This window comes from Bdellovibrio sp. HCB117 (assembly GCF_047305915.1).
Lineage (GTDB): Bacteria > Bdellovibrionota > Bdellovibrionia > Bdellovibrionales > Bdellovibrionaceae > Bdellovibrio > Bdellovibrio bacteriovorus_B.
This window is the reverse complement of record NZ_CP178622.1, coordinates 1834576-1849983: the sequence shown is the minus strand read 5'-3', so window position 1 is coordinate 1849983 and position 15408 is coordinate 1834576. Positions and strand designations below refer to the sequence as shown.

Sequence of the window (15408 nt, the reverse complement as noted above, 5' to 3'; positions counted from 1 at the left end):
CGGGGCAAGCATTCAATGGCAAACCTGTTAGAAAAAGAAAACTTTGACCACCAAGCCGTGGTGCCTTGCTCATACCAAGCCGATTGCTCAGGATGTCAATCCTTGGGCGTACCTTATGGGGCCCAAATAGACTTTAAAAAAGAACAACTAAAGCAACTATTTAGCGCCTCAAACATTCTTTCACCCTCGCCCGTCCAAGCTCTTTCTGCCGGGGCGGGGTTCTTACGTGACCGCCTTGATTTCAGCCTCGAAGACGGTCGATTGGGCCTTTACCATAAAGGCAAAAGAGAGATCGTAGACTTAGCCACGTGCTCTCAACTTTCACCACAGCTTTCGGCCTGGTTGACTGAATTCCGTGAGCTGCAATGGCCCTTTAAAAAAGGCTCCATTCGTCTGCGTGTCGGCCCCCAAGGACAAAAGGGGGCGTGGCTTGATTTTGCCAATGTCGATATTAAAGCTCTATTAGACGAAAAAAATCTTTTACGTCGCCTTCAAGAAAAAGCCTTCGTCGAAATCGGCCAAAGACGCAAAGTTCCTTTTTGGAATGGACAAGAATACAAACTGCGAGACCCTGAACTTCACGTTTGGTTTCAAACCTGGATGAAGGATCGACCGGTGGATTTGTACTGCCAAGTCGCAAGCTTCACTCAACCCAGTCTTCGCGCTAATAAAGTTATCTGTGACGTGATCAATACCTGGATCGCTTCGTTTCCCCGCAGCCGCATTATCGAGTTTGGCTCGGGGATCGGCAATTTAACTTTGCCTACTTTAGCTGCGGCTGAAAGTGTTTTAGCCTGCGAAATCGATGAGCTTTCCTTAAATGGCTTGCGAATGACTTTAGATCATTTACCTTCGGATCTTCAGCATCTTAAATCGAAGATTGAAATCCACCGGGGAGATTTTCAGAAAAAACTCACCGAAGATTTTTCTCAGTTCGATGGCGTTTTAGCAAACCCACCGCGATCGGGATTGATGAATTTTCTAAACCCCTTGGGTGAACTTTCTTTAGAAAAGCGTCCGCCCTTTTTTATTTACATGTCTTGTTTTCCGGAATCCATGGTGACGGATTTAGAACGTCTTCAGGAATACGGCTATGAGTTGCGGGAAACTTTCATCGTCGATCAGTTCCCGCAGACAAATCATTATGAAGTTTTAGGATTACTTCAAAGAAAACAGTCTTAAGCCAGAAAGCACTCCGGCAAGATCTTTTCCTGAAAGCAAAGAAAGCACCGGCAAAGTCACCACACCTGTGAGTAAAATCAAAGTGCTGCGCAAAGCGACTCGGAAAATATAACCCGACTGCATGCGCTCGTGAGGCTGACCTAATCTTAAATCACAAGCCCATTCACCTATTGTCGATCCCATCAGAGTACGGATGGAAATCATATAAATCCAACCGAAAATAAAAAACACTTCAGCAAAGAATAAAAGCTGATGCTGACTGTGAGTGAGAGTTCCTAAAAGAGCCCCCACCGAAGTGCGCATAATGAGCGAGAACGACGCAATAAAAGCACAGCTTGCTGAAATCAAAATCAAAGCATCAATGAACGAAGCCAGCCACGACCACAGGGCCAAACGATAGCCTTTGCGGCGCGAAGCTCCCCCATGAAATCCTGTGTTTTGATCAAAATTAAGAGCCTTGCGATCTTTAAAGATCTCATTCACTTTCGAAGTGGGAGGCGTCCCGGGAGCGCGACGACGGCGAATTCCAGGCCCTATTAACGGCACAGGGGCTTCTCTTTTCAGAGGAGCCCGCTGTGGATGTGTCTTATCGTGATTTTTATCAATAAACATTTGCTTCCTTGCAAGGGGCCCGGGTTATCGAACCCCGCCCGCTTTGATTCCATCATCCGTCTTTGTTCCACCTTCTGTGGTGGTGGTCGGAGGAGGCACAACAACCGGTGGCACACAAACTCCATTCACCAATGTATTTGGTGCTGGACATGGTGCTGGAGGAGGCGGCTCAACAACTGGTGGAGTCGCCGTAGCTGTTGCCGTCGGTTCTGGCACTGGAGCTGGTGGCACATATACAGGATCTGTGCTCTTAGCTTTGCTGTCTTTTTTGAACAACCACCAGAAAGCACCTAGAGCTAACAAACCAACACCCACTGGAATGATCCAGTTTTTATTACGGCACCAGAAACCACAGCTGTCTTCTTTTTTCGTGACTTCTTTACCACCTGGAAGATCGCCGCCACCGCCGGTCTCAACGATCATACAGATGCCGCCTTCGCCTTCTTTTTGACCTTCTGGACATTTACATTGACCATCAGGACCTGCTTGACCACGGCCTTGATCCGTACAGTTATTTACACCTGGATCTGGATTAGGAAGTGGCGTTGGAGGCGTTGGGTTCACAGCAAAAGCTTGCAATTCAAACGCGCGGTCTTTGATCTCTTGGCAAGCGTTGACTTGGTCTTCACGCTGCTTTTGGATATCTTTCAAAGGAGCTGTATCACAAGCGCCAATCGCTGAAGAGATATAAGCTTTTAAATCAGTCAGATAAGTAGAAATCTGCTTGTATTGTTCTTCAGGAATTTTGTTTTCATCATTCAACTGAAGATCAATGTTTTGACCTTTGCTTTTCAAGTAAGACTCGATGATACGTTTCTTATTTAAAGCCGTTGATTTTTCATCACCACCATTCAGTGGAGACATTGAGTTACAAGTACGAGTCGCATACTTCACGTCAGCGCGGCTTACACAGAACGCTTGACCAGAAGAATTGAAACCATAAACCATCGGATTACAAGCAACACCGTTGCTCGCACAAGAAGCGCCACTTGCTGCCATCTTACGTTTTAGGTCATCAGCACCTTGCTTGTTACCACCGCAAGAACCGTTTTCACCGTAAACTGACAAGTAACCAGCTACGATACAGTTTTTACCCGTAAGGCCTGCGGCTTGAGCTTCTTCTCCGAATAGGAAATTTAAAACGAATTCGTACTTATTGCTGCTATTGAACTCGTTCATCGCTTGTGCGCCGTAGATCGCGGTGTAAACACGTTGAGCCGCTTCCATCGCACGACGCATACGAATCATGTATTCCGCTTTTTGACGTGCAGAAAGTTTTACGTATTCTTTGTAAGAAAGAACGAAGTCATTCCCCAACGGCTTTTGTTTGCCGGTTTTCAGGGATTTATTGATCATGGGATCTTGTTTTGCCAACTTACCAGCTAAAGCATTAAAGCTGTTATAGTTGAGGAGTTCTTTTTTCTGAACAGGAACGCCATTTACTTTCAACGGATTTTCTTCATCACCCGTGAAATTCAAATTCATTGTTTGACCATCTTTCGTCAGCGTCAAACGAACTTGTTCATTGCCGTTAGAGTCTTTGAATGTGCTGGCTTCAATCGACGGCATCATCTGGTTGCGGTTTAATGCCACCCATTGATCCATTTGTGATTGAAGATGATCTGGGTAAACGTGACGAACCATGCGCCAGTATTCACCGACAGTCATTTTCTTTGTCGTTAAACCCGTTTCTTTCAGGTATTGATTGATCAACTTCTTTTGGTTCGATGCTGCAGCACCCTCAGCGACCGGCGCAATACACATAGTCACAACAGAAATTCCTGCTGCGAGATTTTTTAGCAACGAACTTGGCTTAAACTTCCCAATCATATCGACCTCATGCTTTTGAGTCTTTTCGGTACACTTTTTAAAATACTTAACGAGAACCTAGACTTAACCTTCGGATTTCTGATTCGTCTCAATCTGAGACCGAAACCAGTCATGCAGATACCCTCGATCTCCCCGGCTTAAGTCTTTAAATTTCAAACGAAGCACGTTTTCGTGATATTCCACGACTTTACACTTCACCTTCAAATTGCGAATGGCAGGGAAAATCACGTCCACAAAACGCAAATCCCGCGAACTCCCCTCAAGATCTCTTTTGAGGCGAATGCGGGCTCCCGAAACAGAAATGGATTCGGTGACGCCCTCAAAGATATCTTGAGCAACCACGTCCACCGGCGTGACGAAATCATAGCGATGCGCTGTCGGGAAAAGCCATTGCGCACGACGATCCAGATAAGGGAAGCGGAAATAAAACGCTAAAAGAAGAACTCCGACTGTGACGAAGCTTGAAAGAACCAGTTGGGTTTGCACGAACAGACCATCACCCTCTAAGGCATGAGTGCTAAAGCGATAGATGTTCAATCCTAAGACGAACACCAAGGAAAGAATGGCGATGGTCCAAGAGGTTTTATGGGCTTTAAAAAGAAGAATCCCAGAGAGGAAAAGAAATCCCAACCAAGACCAATCAAGAAGGGAGACCGCTTTTAAAAATTCAATCAATGTGGAAGGTAAATACCAATGAGGAACGCCACTACCTGCAAAGCTGATCGCGAGATTCCCCAAAGGAGCGAGCATAAAAAGAACCGCCAGCAAATAAATCCCGGTTGGCCTTTTAAGTTCCGCTTCTGTCATGAAAATCCCCCAGAAATATGCTAAACGAAACGCACTTCAGGGGGCACGAATTCTTTGAGTTCAACTGGACTTTGGTGGGTGCAAAAGAAAAGGCCACCTAGAACAGGCGGCCTTTTGAAATTAACCTCTGAAAGAATCTATTGCGCTTTTCCTGGGATGGATATCGATTTTAAATCTTGCTCTTCCTTCCCAATATCTTCTGCGATTCTCAAAGCACTATTCGGAGCTCCGCGCTCATTAGCCGGACAGATTTCAAGTTCTGTTTTTACCGGAACTAATTGATATAACTCCTCGATCTCTTCGTTCGTCACGGCAATACATCCGCGCGTCCAGTTAATAACCGGATGAGCTTTATCAACAAAGAAACGAGACGTGTCGTCATTCGGCAGACCATGAATCATAATGTCGCCACCAGGGCTCAACTCCACACCTTTCTTCAGCGATATTTTTTTAGTCCTCTCGACATCTGCCTTGCTTGGATAATTTACGTGCAAAGCTTTATGATACTCACTATCCTTCTTTTTGAAATCAATTTGATAAACTCCTTCTGGAGTTTTGTTGTCACCTTCTTGAGTTTTATGTCCGTAAGGAGATCTTCCTAACGCGACGTTATAGACTCTCAAAAGATTATCGCCGTTAAATAGAAAAAGTCTCTTTCCTTCTTTCGAAACGATAATCTTATTGCCATGAATTTTTCTACTTTGTAGCGCCTCAAGGCTTTCACCTGTCAAGTCTACTAAACTCGAATCTTCAACGATGGAGTCAATGTTCTTGCAGTTGTACTTTCCCGCAAAGGCTCCTTGCGCAACTCCAAAGACTGATAAAGCTATAATAAAATGTTTCATTGGGACCTCTCATCGCTCGGATATAAAGAGTATCTTTGTAAATTATATTTTTTTGAAAGTGATTCAGCGTAATCGTTAAATTCAAGCTTCACATAATCTCGAAAACGAAATAGCTCTGCTTGCTGATATTTTACTCCGCTATAAGTAATACTAGTTGCAACATTTTCTTCAGGCACTGCCACCTGTAATACCAATTCAGGCTCTTCGATTAATTGCACGATATTTGAAGCCGCTTTATTAATATCCTCCGCAGTAGCAGATTGCCCTGCTGGATCTGTCTTCTCATATAAATACACCAGAGCAAGCGGTGAATAAGTTAAGTTCACACGAACAAGGTTGTTTGAGTTCGAAGTTACAATGGGGTTACCATCAAACTTTTGTATTTTCGTATTTGTACTTTCAGAAAGTATTTGTAGAGTTTCGAAATGGTTAACTCCAAACTTCAGTCTTGCGCTTAACTCCAGAATCAAGAAATCTTGCGCTTCTACCTGAGTCTTCGCTGGTACGCATTCTTTTTGCTTCAAAAGATCATTCATAAATGGCGCAACTTCTATATGAGGATTTGCCCATAACATAAACATCATAGACCTTGTAAAAACAGTGCATGGAATCCGCGCTTTAGAAAGAATATTCAAGCCTGCTGCCGTATTACCTTTATGGAAATACCTTTTAGCAATATCTAAATCTTTACGAAGTGATGTTTCTAAATAAACTTTAACTGCAGAATCAGCTTCGACTGTAACTATGCTGATATCAGATAATAGACTTTCACCAGTTTTCTTATTGGTCGCCCAAAGATTTAGGCCTTTTCCTCGCAGAAGCTCAAGAATCTCAACCGAACCTCGGCGAGCCGCAACTAAAACCAAAGGATCGCCGTTCAAAGCCACAATAGCTTCAAGTTCGCTACTAGATTTTTCACCAAGAAATCGCTCCACTTCCTCTTTAGACCCGGAGCGAACTGCAATCACAAGAGATTCTTCTTCTGGCATAGACTCAGCTCTTACCTGAACATATTTATCCGCGACGTCGTCTTTTTTAAAAGAGCACGCCGAAAAGCACGCAAGAGTTATTAAAGCCAAGGACATCATTTTAGCCATCAAGGCTAAAACCAGCAATTTCAAGACCCTCTACGGATAAAACGTACTGCCTTAGAGCTGTCTATAGTTTAAACAGGGGCCCTTTTTGGCACTTCTTTCGAACAAGAAAATCGAAGACAGCCTGTTCATAAGATCATTTCCCATGAAAAAAGCCGCTGCGAGTTGGAAGTTTGACAACTTTCTTCTTGCCATGTTTTCTATAGCCATAAGATTTCATTTGCGCACTCTTCTTGTGAAAAATGCGGAGGATCTCTTTCTATAACATTTCTCCTCCTACAGGGGCTATGATCGACTATAAAATCATTTATAATCTCAGTGACGGAGAGGTGTTCGATTTTGGAAAAACTGAAAAAATGGGTTTTCAAAAGACGTGGTATTTATGTCCTACCAGACAGGAAAGGGAACTCCATGAACTTTAAAAACTCTTCGAGCGCAGAAATTACTTTACAGTTTGAAAAACTAGTCCGTTCAGAAAGAAAAATAACTCATCTAATCCTTCACTATATTAACGAAATCGAATCTCGAAAGCTTTATGCCGAGCTAGGCTTTGATAGTATGTTTTCCTATCTTACGAAGGGATTAGGATATTCTGAATCAGCCGCCTACCGACGAATACAATCAGCTCGTGTTCTAAAGAACATTCCGTCAGTAGCTGATAAACTTGAATCAGGCGCTCTGAATCTTTCACAACTGACTCAGCTTCAAAAGTGCATTAAGACCGAAATTACCACTGGTAATATCGTACCCGCAGAAAAGACTCAAAAAATTCTGGAATCCATCGAATTCAAAAACGGCTTTGAAACCAGTAAAGTTTTGGCCGTAGAATTTAATCAACCGCCTCAACCATATGAGATAGTGAAACCTCAATCCAATAAAACTGTTCGTCTGGAACTTACCGTCGATGAAAATGATTTTAATGAATTAAAGAGAGCTCGAGACCTTTTATCCCATATTTGTCCTGAAGGAACTTGGAGCGATGTCATCATTACGTTAGCCAAAAAATTTAATAAGACTAAGATCAGCAAGAGTGCTGAAAGCATAACGATACAGACGCGGTAAAATCAACGCGGAGCTTCGCCGTTACGGCGTTAAGAATTTAAGCATAACACTATTTGAGAAGATGAGTTTCAGGCCAAACCGCGAAACTCATCTTCGGTGACTTCCTACCGCTGCAACGAAGAACAAGACTGGATGCAGCTTTCGCGGGCCATTTTTACCCTTGGAGCCATGCAATCAGCGGTGCCTTTGTGGCGAACCACTGACAGAGTACCTACGTTTGGAGTGTAGGTCTTACCGTTGAATTTAGAAAGACACGTGTAATAGGCGTACTTCTCTAAGCCTGTTTTCATCTTGCTGCTAGTTGGAAGATAATCACGAGCTTGGTAGTAGTTGATTCCGATACCTTCTTTATTCGGGGAGCTTTGCGCTACCACGAAGTCAAAGCGGTCGGAAGTTAATTTTGAGCATTCGCTTTCGGATTTCACGCTATTGATACCGAATGGGTCTGCACCCACTTTATCAATCAAAAGAACGTGACCGTAAACCGCGACGATATCACCTGCCTTCATCGTTGTCGTTGGGGAAACAGAGATCTTATTTAAACAAGTAAGACCATTGTTTTGAGGTTCTACATAAGAAGAAGATCCCCACGCCCAAGCATCCGAAGCCTTCAAAGCGCGACCGGATTTCAAACGAAGTCCTGCCGTAGCCATAGAGGTAAATACATAACCAGAGCAGTCAATACCAAGAACACTGGTGCCATCGCCGTTATTTTTAAACATATCGATTTCGGCATTCGTCGCCGTTGTGGCGTAAGGCTTTCCACCGTAGTCATAGATCAAAGGATTTGAGCGCACATTGAAGCAACCTTGACCGTAAGAAGTCATATCCTTGATGTAATAGTGCGTGTTTTGAACTTTAGAAAGACTTGCGATCTGACGTTTGCTGCCCACTCCGTCGGAATGTTTACCCACGATGCTAATCCCTTGAATATTCGGAACTTGAGCATTCAAAGAAGGAAGCTGCACGCTTTGACAGCTTTGATAAGTCGTTGCGAAGGCCCAGCGGCCGCCAAACACCGACAATGGAGTGCCGGAATCTAAAGCTTGCTGTTTGTGCCATTCGTAGTCACGGTTGGGCTCTTCAACAACAGGAGCTGAAGGCTCCGTCGGTGTGGTCGGAGTCTCTATTTCTTCCTCACCACCTGGGGATGGTGTGCCTGAAGAAGCATTGTCGTTAGAACAATTCACATCCAAAGCTTGCACTGTTTTTTGCAACTGCGTGAAGTTTCCACGTACTTTGTCTTGCATGTATGAACGGAAGACTGTTGTGCGATCCCCGACATCAATAGCCGAAAGAAGCATCAAAAGTTGTTCTGGAGTCTCAACTCTTTCTCCTTCCGGGGCTTCACTGAGCAACGAATCCACCAAAGCATCCAGATCGGCGTTCAAACGCTTCACTTCCGCAGAAGTCAATTGAGGATTCTGTTCAGAAAGCTTTTCGACCTGATCATGAAAGGCCTGCTTCATGACGTCGGCCGTCGGAATGGACTTTTGCTCAATCAAATAAGTTTTGAGTCCATCCCAGAGTTTTGTTTCAAGCTGTTGATCTTTACAAGCGATGTCCTGCACAGTGTCCGACGCGATGTTTTGAACCGCATCAAATCCCTGTGGTGCGCAGGCTGTCATCATCATCCCTAAGGCGAAGTATAAACTGTGTTTTCTCATGCCTTACTTATCGGCAGCGGTTACGACACAGATTACCTTCCTCACAAATTTTAGACTCGACTAGACTAAAAAATAGCCACTATAATCAGACTTACGAGGGACCCCGCAATTATGGCAGAAAAGTTTATCAAAATTCAGGCACTTTACGGACTTCTTGAACTTGAGCCCTTCATTCTTTTGGGCTGCTTAATCGCCATCACCTGGGTGTTTTATAAGTTCTTCTTGAAAGAGGCCTCTGAAGAAAGACATCGCAGCATTCGTAATCACTTCAGAACTTTGGTTCGTCATTACATTGTTTTGAGTTTTTTATTTTTGGTTTTCATCTTTTTGCAAACTTCAGAACCACAAATTGGAACTATAGCTAAAGTCACCCCCTACATCGCCATCGTCACCTTCCTTTGGGGGAACGTGGTCTTTGTTAAAACCAGCCGACTGATTGTTCTCCAATATCTTTTCTTAGGCTCTATGAAGCATGGCGTGCCTTTGCTTCTGGTGAATATTTTCTCTTTGATTCTTTCTATCGTCCTTTTGTTCTGGGGAGTGACTCACGTCTTCGGTTTGCAAGTCGGTCCTTTGCTGGCGACTTCCGCCGCGGCCTCGGTCATTCTGGGTTTGGCTTTGCAAGACACCCTAGGAAATCTTTTTGCCGGGATTTCTTTACAGCTTGATAGAAACTTTGAAATTGGTGACTGGTTAGAAATCGTCAGCGGGATCCAAAAGACAACAGGTCAGGTGCGAGAGATCACGTGGCGCTCCACAACTCTTGTGGGTTTTTCCGATGAACTCATCACGCTACCGAACCGTTTTATGGCAAATGCCACGATCTCGAACTTCTCTCCACCGGAAACACCGATCGTCCGCAGCCAAGTCTTCCGCTTGGCTTACGGAGAAAACGTGGAGCTGGCAAAACAGGTTTTGGAGCGCACCGTGGCCGGTATTGGTGAAATTCGCGGCATTCCAGCGCCTTGGGCGTATGTGAATGAATCTAATGAAAACTGGATTCAAATTAAAATTATCTACTTCCTGGATAATTACGGTTCTCAATTCAATGTTGGGGATAAGGTTCTCATCCGTGGAATTGAAGCCCTCAGAGCGGCGAACTTGAAATTAGCTCGACAAGTGATCGAGTTTTCAGATAGAACCCTGAACCATGAGCACGGTAAACTTTGAGCATCCCTTAGCCATTAAAATTCGCAAACAAATCACTCAAGCCTTGAATGACTTCAATATGATTGAAGATGGCGACAAGGTGATGGTTTGCGTTTCTGGCGGCAAGGACTCAAGTGTTCTTTTGGCTTTATTGACTGAGATCCAACGTCGTTCGGAAAGAAAATTTCAAGTTGAAGCCGCGATCCTAGATCAAAAGCAACCGGGTTTTGATGCGACGGCTTTTAAGGCCTGGATCGAAAGTATTGGCGTGAAGCTTCACGTTGTTGAAAAAGACACCTATTCAATTGTTAAAGAAAAGGTTCAAGGAGCCACTTATTGTTCTTTATGCTCCCGTCTTCGTCGTGCGATTTTGTATGATTATGCTCATGCTCAAGGCTTCACAAAACTCGCCTTAGGACATCACCGCGATGACGTAGTTCACACAGCGTTGTTGAACCTGTTTTATGTCGGCACTATGGCAGCAATGCCCGCAAAATTGAAATCGGACGACGAAAGAAATATTCTGGTTCGACCTCTGACTTATGTTTCAGAGCGCGACATTGAAGAATTGGCTGCGGTTTGGAACTTCCCGATCATTCCTTGCAATCTGTGTGGGTCTCAGGATGGATTGAAACGCCAGCGTATTAAAAAACTCGTGCGTGATTTGGAAAAAGAAATTCCAAACGTCTATGCCTCGATCCAAACAGCGCTTGGCAATATCAAGCCAAGCCAACTGATGGATCAAGAGCTTTGGGACTTCAAAAACCTTAAGGCATCACCTTCTTCACCGCAGGACGCTCACCCACAACTTGAGCCCAGCGACGAACTGAAGGTTTAGACTCAAACCATTCTGGTTTCGACTTGATGAAATTAATCAACCAAGGATAAGTCGCAATGTCGGCGATAGTATATGTCTCGCCGGCAAGATAGTGATTTTTTTCTAACTGAATTTCCATCACTCCCAAAAGACGAAGAGCCTCTTTTTCGAAACGTTCGATAAAGCCTGGATTTTCAGGTTTTAGAGTGTGCTTTCCATAGTGATAATTTCCAAAAATAGGTCCGATGGCAGACATTTGAAACATCAGCCATTGCATGACTTGTGCTTTCTCTTCAAGGCTATGTCCAAAGAAAGCTTGATGCTTTTCTGCGAGATAATAAAGAATAGCACCGCTTTCAAACACAGTCGTTTTATGGCCATAAGAGCCCTCCGTATCAATAATCACGGGGATTTTTCCGTTCGGGTTTCTTGCAATAAACTCTGCGGACTTCTGCTCTTGCTTTCCAAGATCAATGTTGTGTTGGTTGTAGGGAATTGCCAATTCCTCAAGCATCAAGGCCACTTTGCGGCCATTGGGCGTTTGGGCTGTGTAGAATTCAATCATGATTCACCTCTAAACACTCAGCATACGCCTGTTGTGATAAAAGGTTACCCCTGACCAGCTGCATCCATGATTGCCGCCTGAAGGTCCGAATGTTAGCTTGAATGCTCTTGTGCGGATATAGCGTAGTTGGTAGCGCGCTTCCTTGACATGGAAGAGGTCACTGGTTCAAGTCCAGTTATTCGCACCATTTTTTCCCTCTCAATTTCAAACTGAGCTGACTCTGCAAAAGCGCCATCTTTGTTGAGATCCACTAGACTAAATACTCTTCAGTTTACGTCAAAGTCTTGCTTTGCTTGCGAGCCCATGACATCCTTAAATACAAGTATGGCTAAGATTCTGCTAATCGAAGACAATCTAACGAATCAGATTGTGGTGAAAGAAACTCTTTCAGCTCATGACGTGACATGCGCGAATACGCTGAAAGAAGCCACAGTACACATCACCTCCCCTTTTGATCTTGTCATCTTAGACGTACAACTGCCCGATGGAAGTGGTTTTGATTTTTACATGCATCACCACACTCAACTGCAAGACATCCCGGTGGTGATCTTAACTTCTCATAATGAAGTCACAGATAAAGTCGTGGGTTTTTCTCTAGGAGCTGAAGACTATGTCACAAAGCCGTTTGAACCCGTGGAGCTCCGGGCGCGCATAGAGGCCAAGCTTCGCAAGAAAACGAAACATCACGACAACGCAATGTTAAAGGTCGACAGCTTGCATTTCGACCTAACGATGCAAAGAATTTCCTGCGATATCAAAGGTGAAAAAAAGCCCATTGAAACCACTTCAATTGAGTTCAAAATTCTTTTGTATCTAGCAAAACACAAAGATCAAGTTATCACCCGCCAGCAGCTTTTAGACCAAGTCTGGGGTGGAAATACAAGCGTGGTCGATCGCGCCATCGACACTCATATGTCAAAGCTTCGCAAAAAGCTTGAGGGCACTCCATGGGAAATCAAATCCGTTTATGGTTCTGGTTACCGCTTCGAAAAACACGGAAACTAAGAAAATACTCAGATTCACTCTGTCGTGGCGCAGGCCTTAAATTATTTTTTCGAAAATTTCGCTGCAAAACGTCCTTACGTTAAAGCACAGAAGTGCACTTACTCCCAATCACCTATGTTAAAATAACTTTGAAAGCGGTTAATACGGAGGTGGTTATGAGACAAGCTATCATCGTGGCAGCTCTCCTTATCCTTCCACAATTTGTTCAAGGGGCCCCTGAAGATCCCACGGTTCCATTAAATGGATCCGCAACAGATGCAATGAAGATCGAAACTCAACGTGATCTTGCCGATCGCGTAGATCGACAGCCCACGGCAACAGAGCAAGATCCTTCCCTCGTCCCGTGCCCCCAAGTCAGTTATGAAGGACAGAAAGATGAGTTAGCCCATCTAGAAAATCACAGCACCAACTGCCAACCTGAAGAAGGAGCTATTCAACAAAATCCCAATCCTGATCAGCAACTTCCCGATGCTGAACAAAACCAATCTGGTTCTCCCATTCATCTTGAGTAGTTAAAATAAAAAAGGGAGCTATTCTTAAGCTCCCTTTTTTATTTTTTAATATCTTTAGCCTTAATTATTTTTTTAAAGCATTCACGATATAAGAGATGTTTGTAACATCTTCACCGCGACAACCCGTCTCTGCACATCTGTTTGAAACAGTACACTGCTTAGCTCGGTCATACGTGAAATCTTGGGCTCCACGAACAAGAATACCCACGACTTCATGAGTTCTTGCGTTGAAAACCGCAGATCCAGAATTTCCTCCGTAAGTATCTAAGTTCGAAGTGAAATAAGCTCCTTGTTGAGCACGCACCTGCGCACCGTCAGCCACTTTCGTCGGAAGACCTGAGGGATGACCAACAACGTAAATTGCGTCACCGGGTTGTGCTGCTGACTGTGCCAAGCTCAAAACGCGGTGACCACGAACCGGGCGATCCAAACGTACTAACGCATAATCTTGGGCGCTTGTGTATTCACGAGCCACGATTTCCTTACAACCATAAACCTCACCTTCAGGCAAAGTCTCTGGAGCTGTTTTAGCGTCCGTCATTTTATAACCAAAAACGAAAGCATACCGAGAGCAGTCCGAAGAGCTGATGCAGTGGCCGGCAGTTGCAATCAAATCCTCACCAACTAAAGAACCTGAGCAATTTGCTGCTGAAGGTTGATCAAAGAAAGGCTCATCGGAGCAAAGATTCATACTAGAGCCATAGCTTGACGCCAAAATCTTTACCAAACCGTTTCCTTGATTTTGAATATCGCGTGTTGGAATCAAAGCCACTGTGGAATCCGCAATTTCACGAATGTCGGCTCTGGTTACTTGATAGACGTCGACACGGTTGTCGTCGCCATAAATAACTTTGGGCGTGATGTTAACAAATCCAACTGAGAACGTTGCTGCAAGCGCGACAGTCATTGTCGCTACGAATGAATTCCTTTTCACTTTTTCCCCTCTGAATGTTCTTCCTGAACATCCCTCTCATAAAAGTCTGAGAAAAGTGAGAATGAAAGACAAACTTTATTTTTTCGTTTTCAGAAGATAATCAAATGCCGTCGCATAAAGTTTGATTTGCTTAAGCATGGAATGCAGACCATTGGCGCGGCTAGGAGAAAGGTTTCCTTCGAAGCCCAAAGCTTTCAAAAACTCGGGAGGTGTCGATAAAATCTCGCTGGGAGTCGCTCCAGAATAAACATACAACAAAAGTCCAACCAAACCCTTCACGATCAAAGCATCGCTATCGCCTTGAAGTTGTATTTGACCCTGCTCGTTTAAATTTGCAGAGAGCCAGACTTGCGACTGGCAGCCTTTCACAGCGTTTTGCTCTGTTTTTAAATTCTCGGGCATTTCAGGAAGAGCTTTCCCCATCTCGATGATTTTTTTATAGCGGTCTTCCCACTGATTCATCGTGGAGAAATCTTGGATTATCTTTTGTTGTCTTTCTTGGATGTTCATAACTAAACCACTTTCAAATTCGGCAAGAGAGTGAAAATATCTTCTTCCAGCATTTGTCCTTGCTCACCAATGAGTTCGTGAAAGGACTTCTTGTTCATATTCATCACGACATCGTGGCATTTCTTATAGAAACCTTCTTGATCGTCGTAATACCCGTTCCACAAATCTTTGGCTTTGGCTTCAGGAAGCACCCAGGATTTTTTTTCTGCGGCCGTGCCATCGTAGCGATTGTGATAATCCAAAAGATCCATGATTTGACGAGGCGAAAAATCCAACATCACCAAGGCTTCTTCTAAAAGCGCCAACTCTACGTACCAAAGATAGTTGCTCATTTTTTCCCAGAACTTAATTCCAGGTTTTCCGTAAGAGCTTTTGCAGAAGAAGGTCGTACAAACAACACCGCGATTGCGCCACACATTGCAGTTTTGTTTTTCTTTATTGTAGTAAGGGCACAGCCAGTCTTCGCGCTGACCGAACTCCCCTTCCGTGCGGTTATTAAACTCAACCTGATATTTTACCGGGGCCACCATCCCGATAGGAAGAGCGTATTCACGGCGAGCGATTTTATCGCGGAAGATGCGATGAGCTTCCGTAGAAGACTCTTCCTTCAACAAAGCCCCGATCATGAAATTTGCGAGGAACGGATGAAAGGTGCAGCACTTCAAATCCTCGCGATAATGAACTTTGCCTTTATGGCGAGGACGAGACATCGCACACGAGTCGCAGGTCGCTTTATTTTCTTCAGGAGAAAACTCCAGAATCTCTCGAGGTAAGAGATTTTCGTAGACTCGTGGTAATTGGTATTTCAATAACATTC

16 protein-coding genes and 1 tRNA gene are annotated in these 15408 nt (G+C 44.1%); 7 read left to right on the top strand and 10 right to left on the bottom strand.

Annotated elements, in window-relative coordinates; genetic code table 11:
* Positions 1-15: 15 nt before the first annotated feature.
* Positions 16-1182, top strand: coding sequence for an RNA methyltransferase (locus ACLWBD_RS08840; RefSeq protein WP_413570674.1), 1167 nt, complete (start codon positions 16-18; stop codon positions 1180-1182).
* Here ACLWBD_RS08840 and ACLWBD_RS08835 read toward each other — a convergent pair.
* The 5 genes from ACLWBD_RS08835 to ACLWBD_RS08815 form a co-directional block, all read right to left on the bottom strand.
* On the bottom strand, positions 1159-1794 hold the full coding sequence (locus tag ACLWBD_RS08835) for an RDD family protein (RefSeq protein WP_063207393.1): 636 nt from the start codon (positions 1792-1794) through the stop codon (positions 1159-1161). The two genes, ACLWBD_RS08840 and ACLWBD_RS08835, sit on opposite strands and share 24 nt — an antisense overlap.
* Positions 1795-1818: 24 nt before the next feature.
* Entirely contained in the window at positions 1819-3624 is a 1806-nt protein-coding gene (locus ACLWBD_RS08830; RefSeq protein WP_063207396.1) for a hypothetical protein, read from the bottom strand.
* Between the two features lie 63 nt (positions 3625-3687).
* Entirely contained in the window at positions 3688-4431 is a 744-nt protein-coding gene (locus tag ACLWBD_RS08825; RefSeq protein ID WP_063207399.1) for a PilZ domain-containing protein, read from the bottom strand.
* A gap of 137 nt (positions 4432-4568) precedes the next feature.
* Complete coding sequence (locus ACLWBD_RS08820) at positions 4569-5276, bottom strand: L,D-transpeptidase family protein (protein WP_413570671.1); 708 nt, start codon at positions 5274-5276, stop codon at positions 4569-4571.
* Positions 5273-6397 (bottom strand): hypothetical protein, encoded by a 1125-nt coding sequence (locus ACLWBD_RS08815; protein ID WP_413570669.1) that lies wholly within the window; start codon positions 6395-6397, stop codon positions 5273-5275. The genes ACLWBD_RS08820 and ACLWBD_RS08815 overlap by 4 nt, the downstream gene beginning before the upstream one ends.
* A gap of 312 nt (positions 6398-6709) precedes the next feature.
* Here ACLWBD_RS08815 and ACLWBD_RS08810 point away from each other — a divergent pair, with 312 nt between their 5' ends.
* On the top strand, positions 6710-7432 hold the full coding sequence (locus ACLWBD_RS08810) for a hypothetical protein (protein ID WP_413570667.1): 723 nt from the start codon (positions 6710-6712) through the stop codon (positions 7430-7432).
* 104 nt (positions 7433-7536) lie between these two features.
* On the opposite strand, the gene ACLWBD_RS08805 is transcribed toward ACLWBD_RS08810, so the two are convergent.
* Positions 7537-9099 (bottom strand): hypothetical protein, encoded by a 1563-nt coding sequence (locus tag ACLWBD_RS08805; RefSeq protein ID WP_063207407.1) that lies wholly within the window; start codon positions 9097-9099, stop codon positions 7537-7539.
* Positions 9100-9210: 111 nt separating this feature from the next.
* On the opposite strand from ACLWBD_RS08805, the gene ACLWBD_RS08800 reads away from it, so the two are divergent.
* Positions 9211-10269 carry a mechanosensitive ion channel family protein gene (locus tag ACLWBD_RS08800; RefSeq protein ID WP_063207410.1) on the top strand — a complete coding sequence of 353 codons (1059 nt, stop codon included), beginning with the start codon at positions 9211-9213 and terminating at the stop codon, positions 10267-10269.
* Positions 10250-11086: a tRNA 2-thiocytidine(32) synthetase TtcA gene (ttcA, locus tag ACLWBD_RS08795; RefSeq protein ID WP_413570664.1), complete on the top strand. Its 837-nt coding sequence runs from the start codon at positions 10250-10252 to the stop codon at positions 11084-11086. Before ACLWBD_RS08800 ends, ttcA begins: the two co-directional genes overlap by 20 nt.
* On the opposite strand, the gene ACLWBD_RS08790 is transcribed toward ttcA, so the two are convergent.
* A complete protein-coding gene (locus ACLWBD_RS08790) occupies positions 11016-11630 on the bottom strand; it encodes a glutathione S-transferase family protein (protein WP_063207416.1) in 615 nt (204 codons plus the stop codon). The two genes, ttcA and ACLWBD_RS08790, sit on opposite strands and share 71 nt — an antisense overlap.
* 111 nt (positions 11631-11741) lie before the next feature.
* On the opposite strand from ACLWBD_RS08790, the gene ACLWBD_RS08785 reads away from it, so the two are divergent.
* The 3 genes from ACLWBD_RS08785 to ACLWBD_RS08775 all read left to right on the top strand — a co-directional run bounded on the left by ACLWBD_RS08785 (position 11742) and on the right by ACLWBD_RS08775 (position 13147).
* Positions 11742-11817, top strand: a tRNA-Val gene (locus tag ACLWBD_RS08785).
* A gap of 137 nt (positions 11818-11954) precedes the next feature.
* Positions 11955-12635 carry a response regulator transcription factor gene (locus ACLWBD_RS08780; protein WP_413570663.1) on the top strand — a complete coding sequence of 227 codons (681 nt, stop codon included), beginning with the start codon at positions 11955-11957 and terminating at the stop codon, positions 12633-12635.
* A 155-nt stretch (positions 12636-12790) separates the two neighbouring features.
* On the top strand, positions 12791-13147 hold the full coding sequence (locus ACLWBD_RS08775) for a hypothetical protein (RefSeq protein WP_063207422.1): 357 nt from the start codon (positions 12791-12793) through the stop codon (positions 13145-13147).
* Positions 13148-13211: 64 nt separating this feature from the next.
* Here the strand turns inward: ACLWBD_RS08775 and ACLWBD_RS08770 are convergent, their stop codons facing one another.
* The 3 genes from ACLWBD_RS08770 to ACLWBD_RS08760 all read right to left on the bottom strand — a co-directional run bounded on the left by ACLWBD_RS08770 (position 13212) and on the right by ACLWBD_RS08760 (position 15406).
* Complete coding sequence (locus ACLWBD_RS08770; protein ID WP_413570662.1) at positions 13212-14081, bottom strand: trypsin-like serine peptidase; 870 nt, start codon at positions 14079-14081, stop codon at positions 13212-13214.
* A gap of 75 nt (positions 14082-14156) precedes the next feature.
* Positions 14157-14591: a SufE family protein gene (locus ACLWBD_RS08765; protein ID WP_063207428.1), complete on the bottom strand. Its 435-nt coding sequence runs from the start codon at positions 14589-14591 to the stop codon at positions 14157-14159.
* A 2-nt stretch (positions 14592-14593) separates the two neighbouring features.
* Positions 14594-15406: a hypothetical protein gene (locus ACLWBD_RS08760; RefSeq protein ID WP_063207431.1), complete on the bottom strand. Its 813-nt coding sequence runs from the start codon at positions 15404-15406 to the stop codon at positions 14594-14596.
* Between the last annotated feature and the right edge of the window lie 2 nt (positions 15407-15408).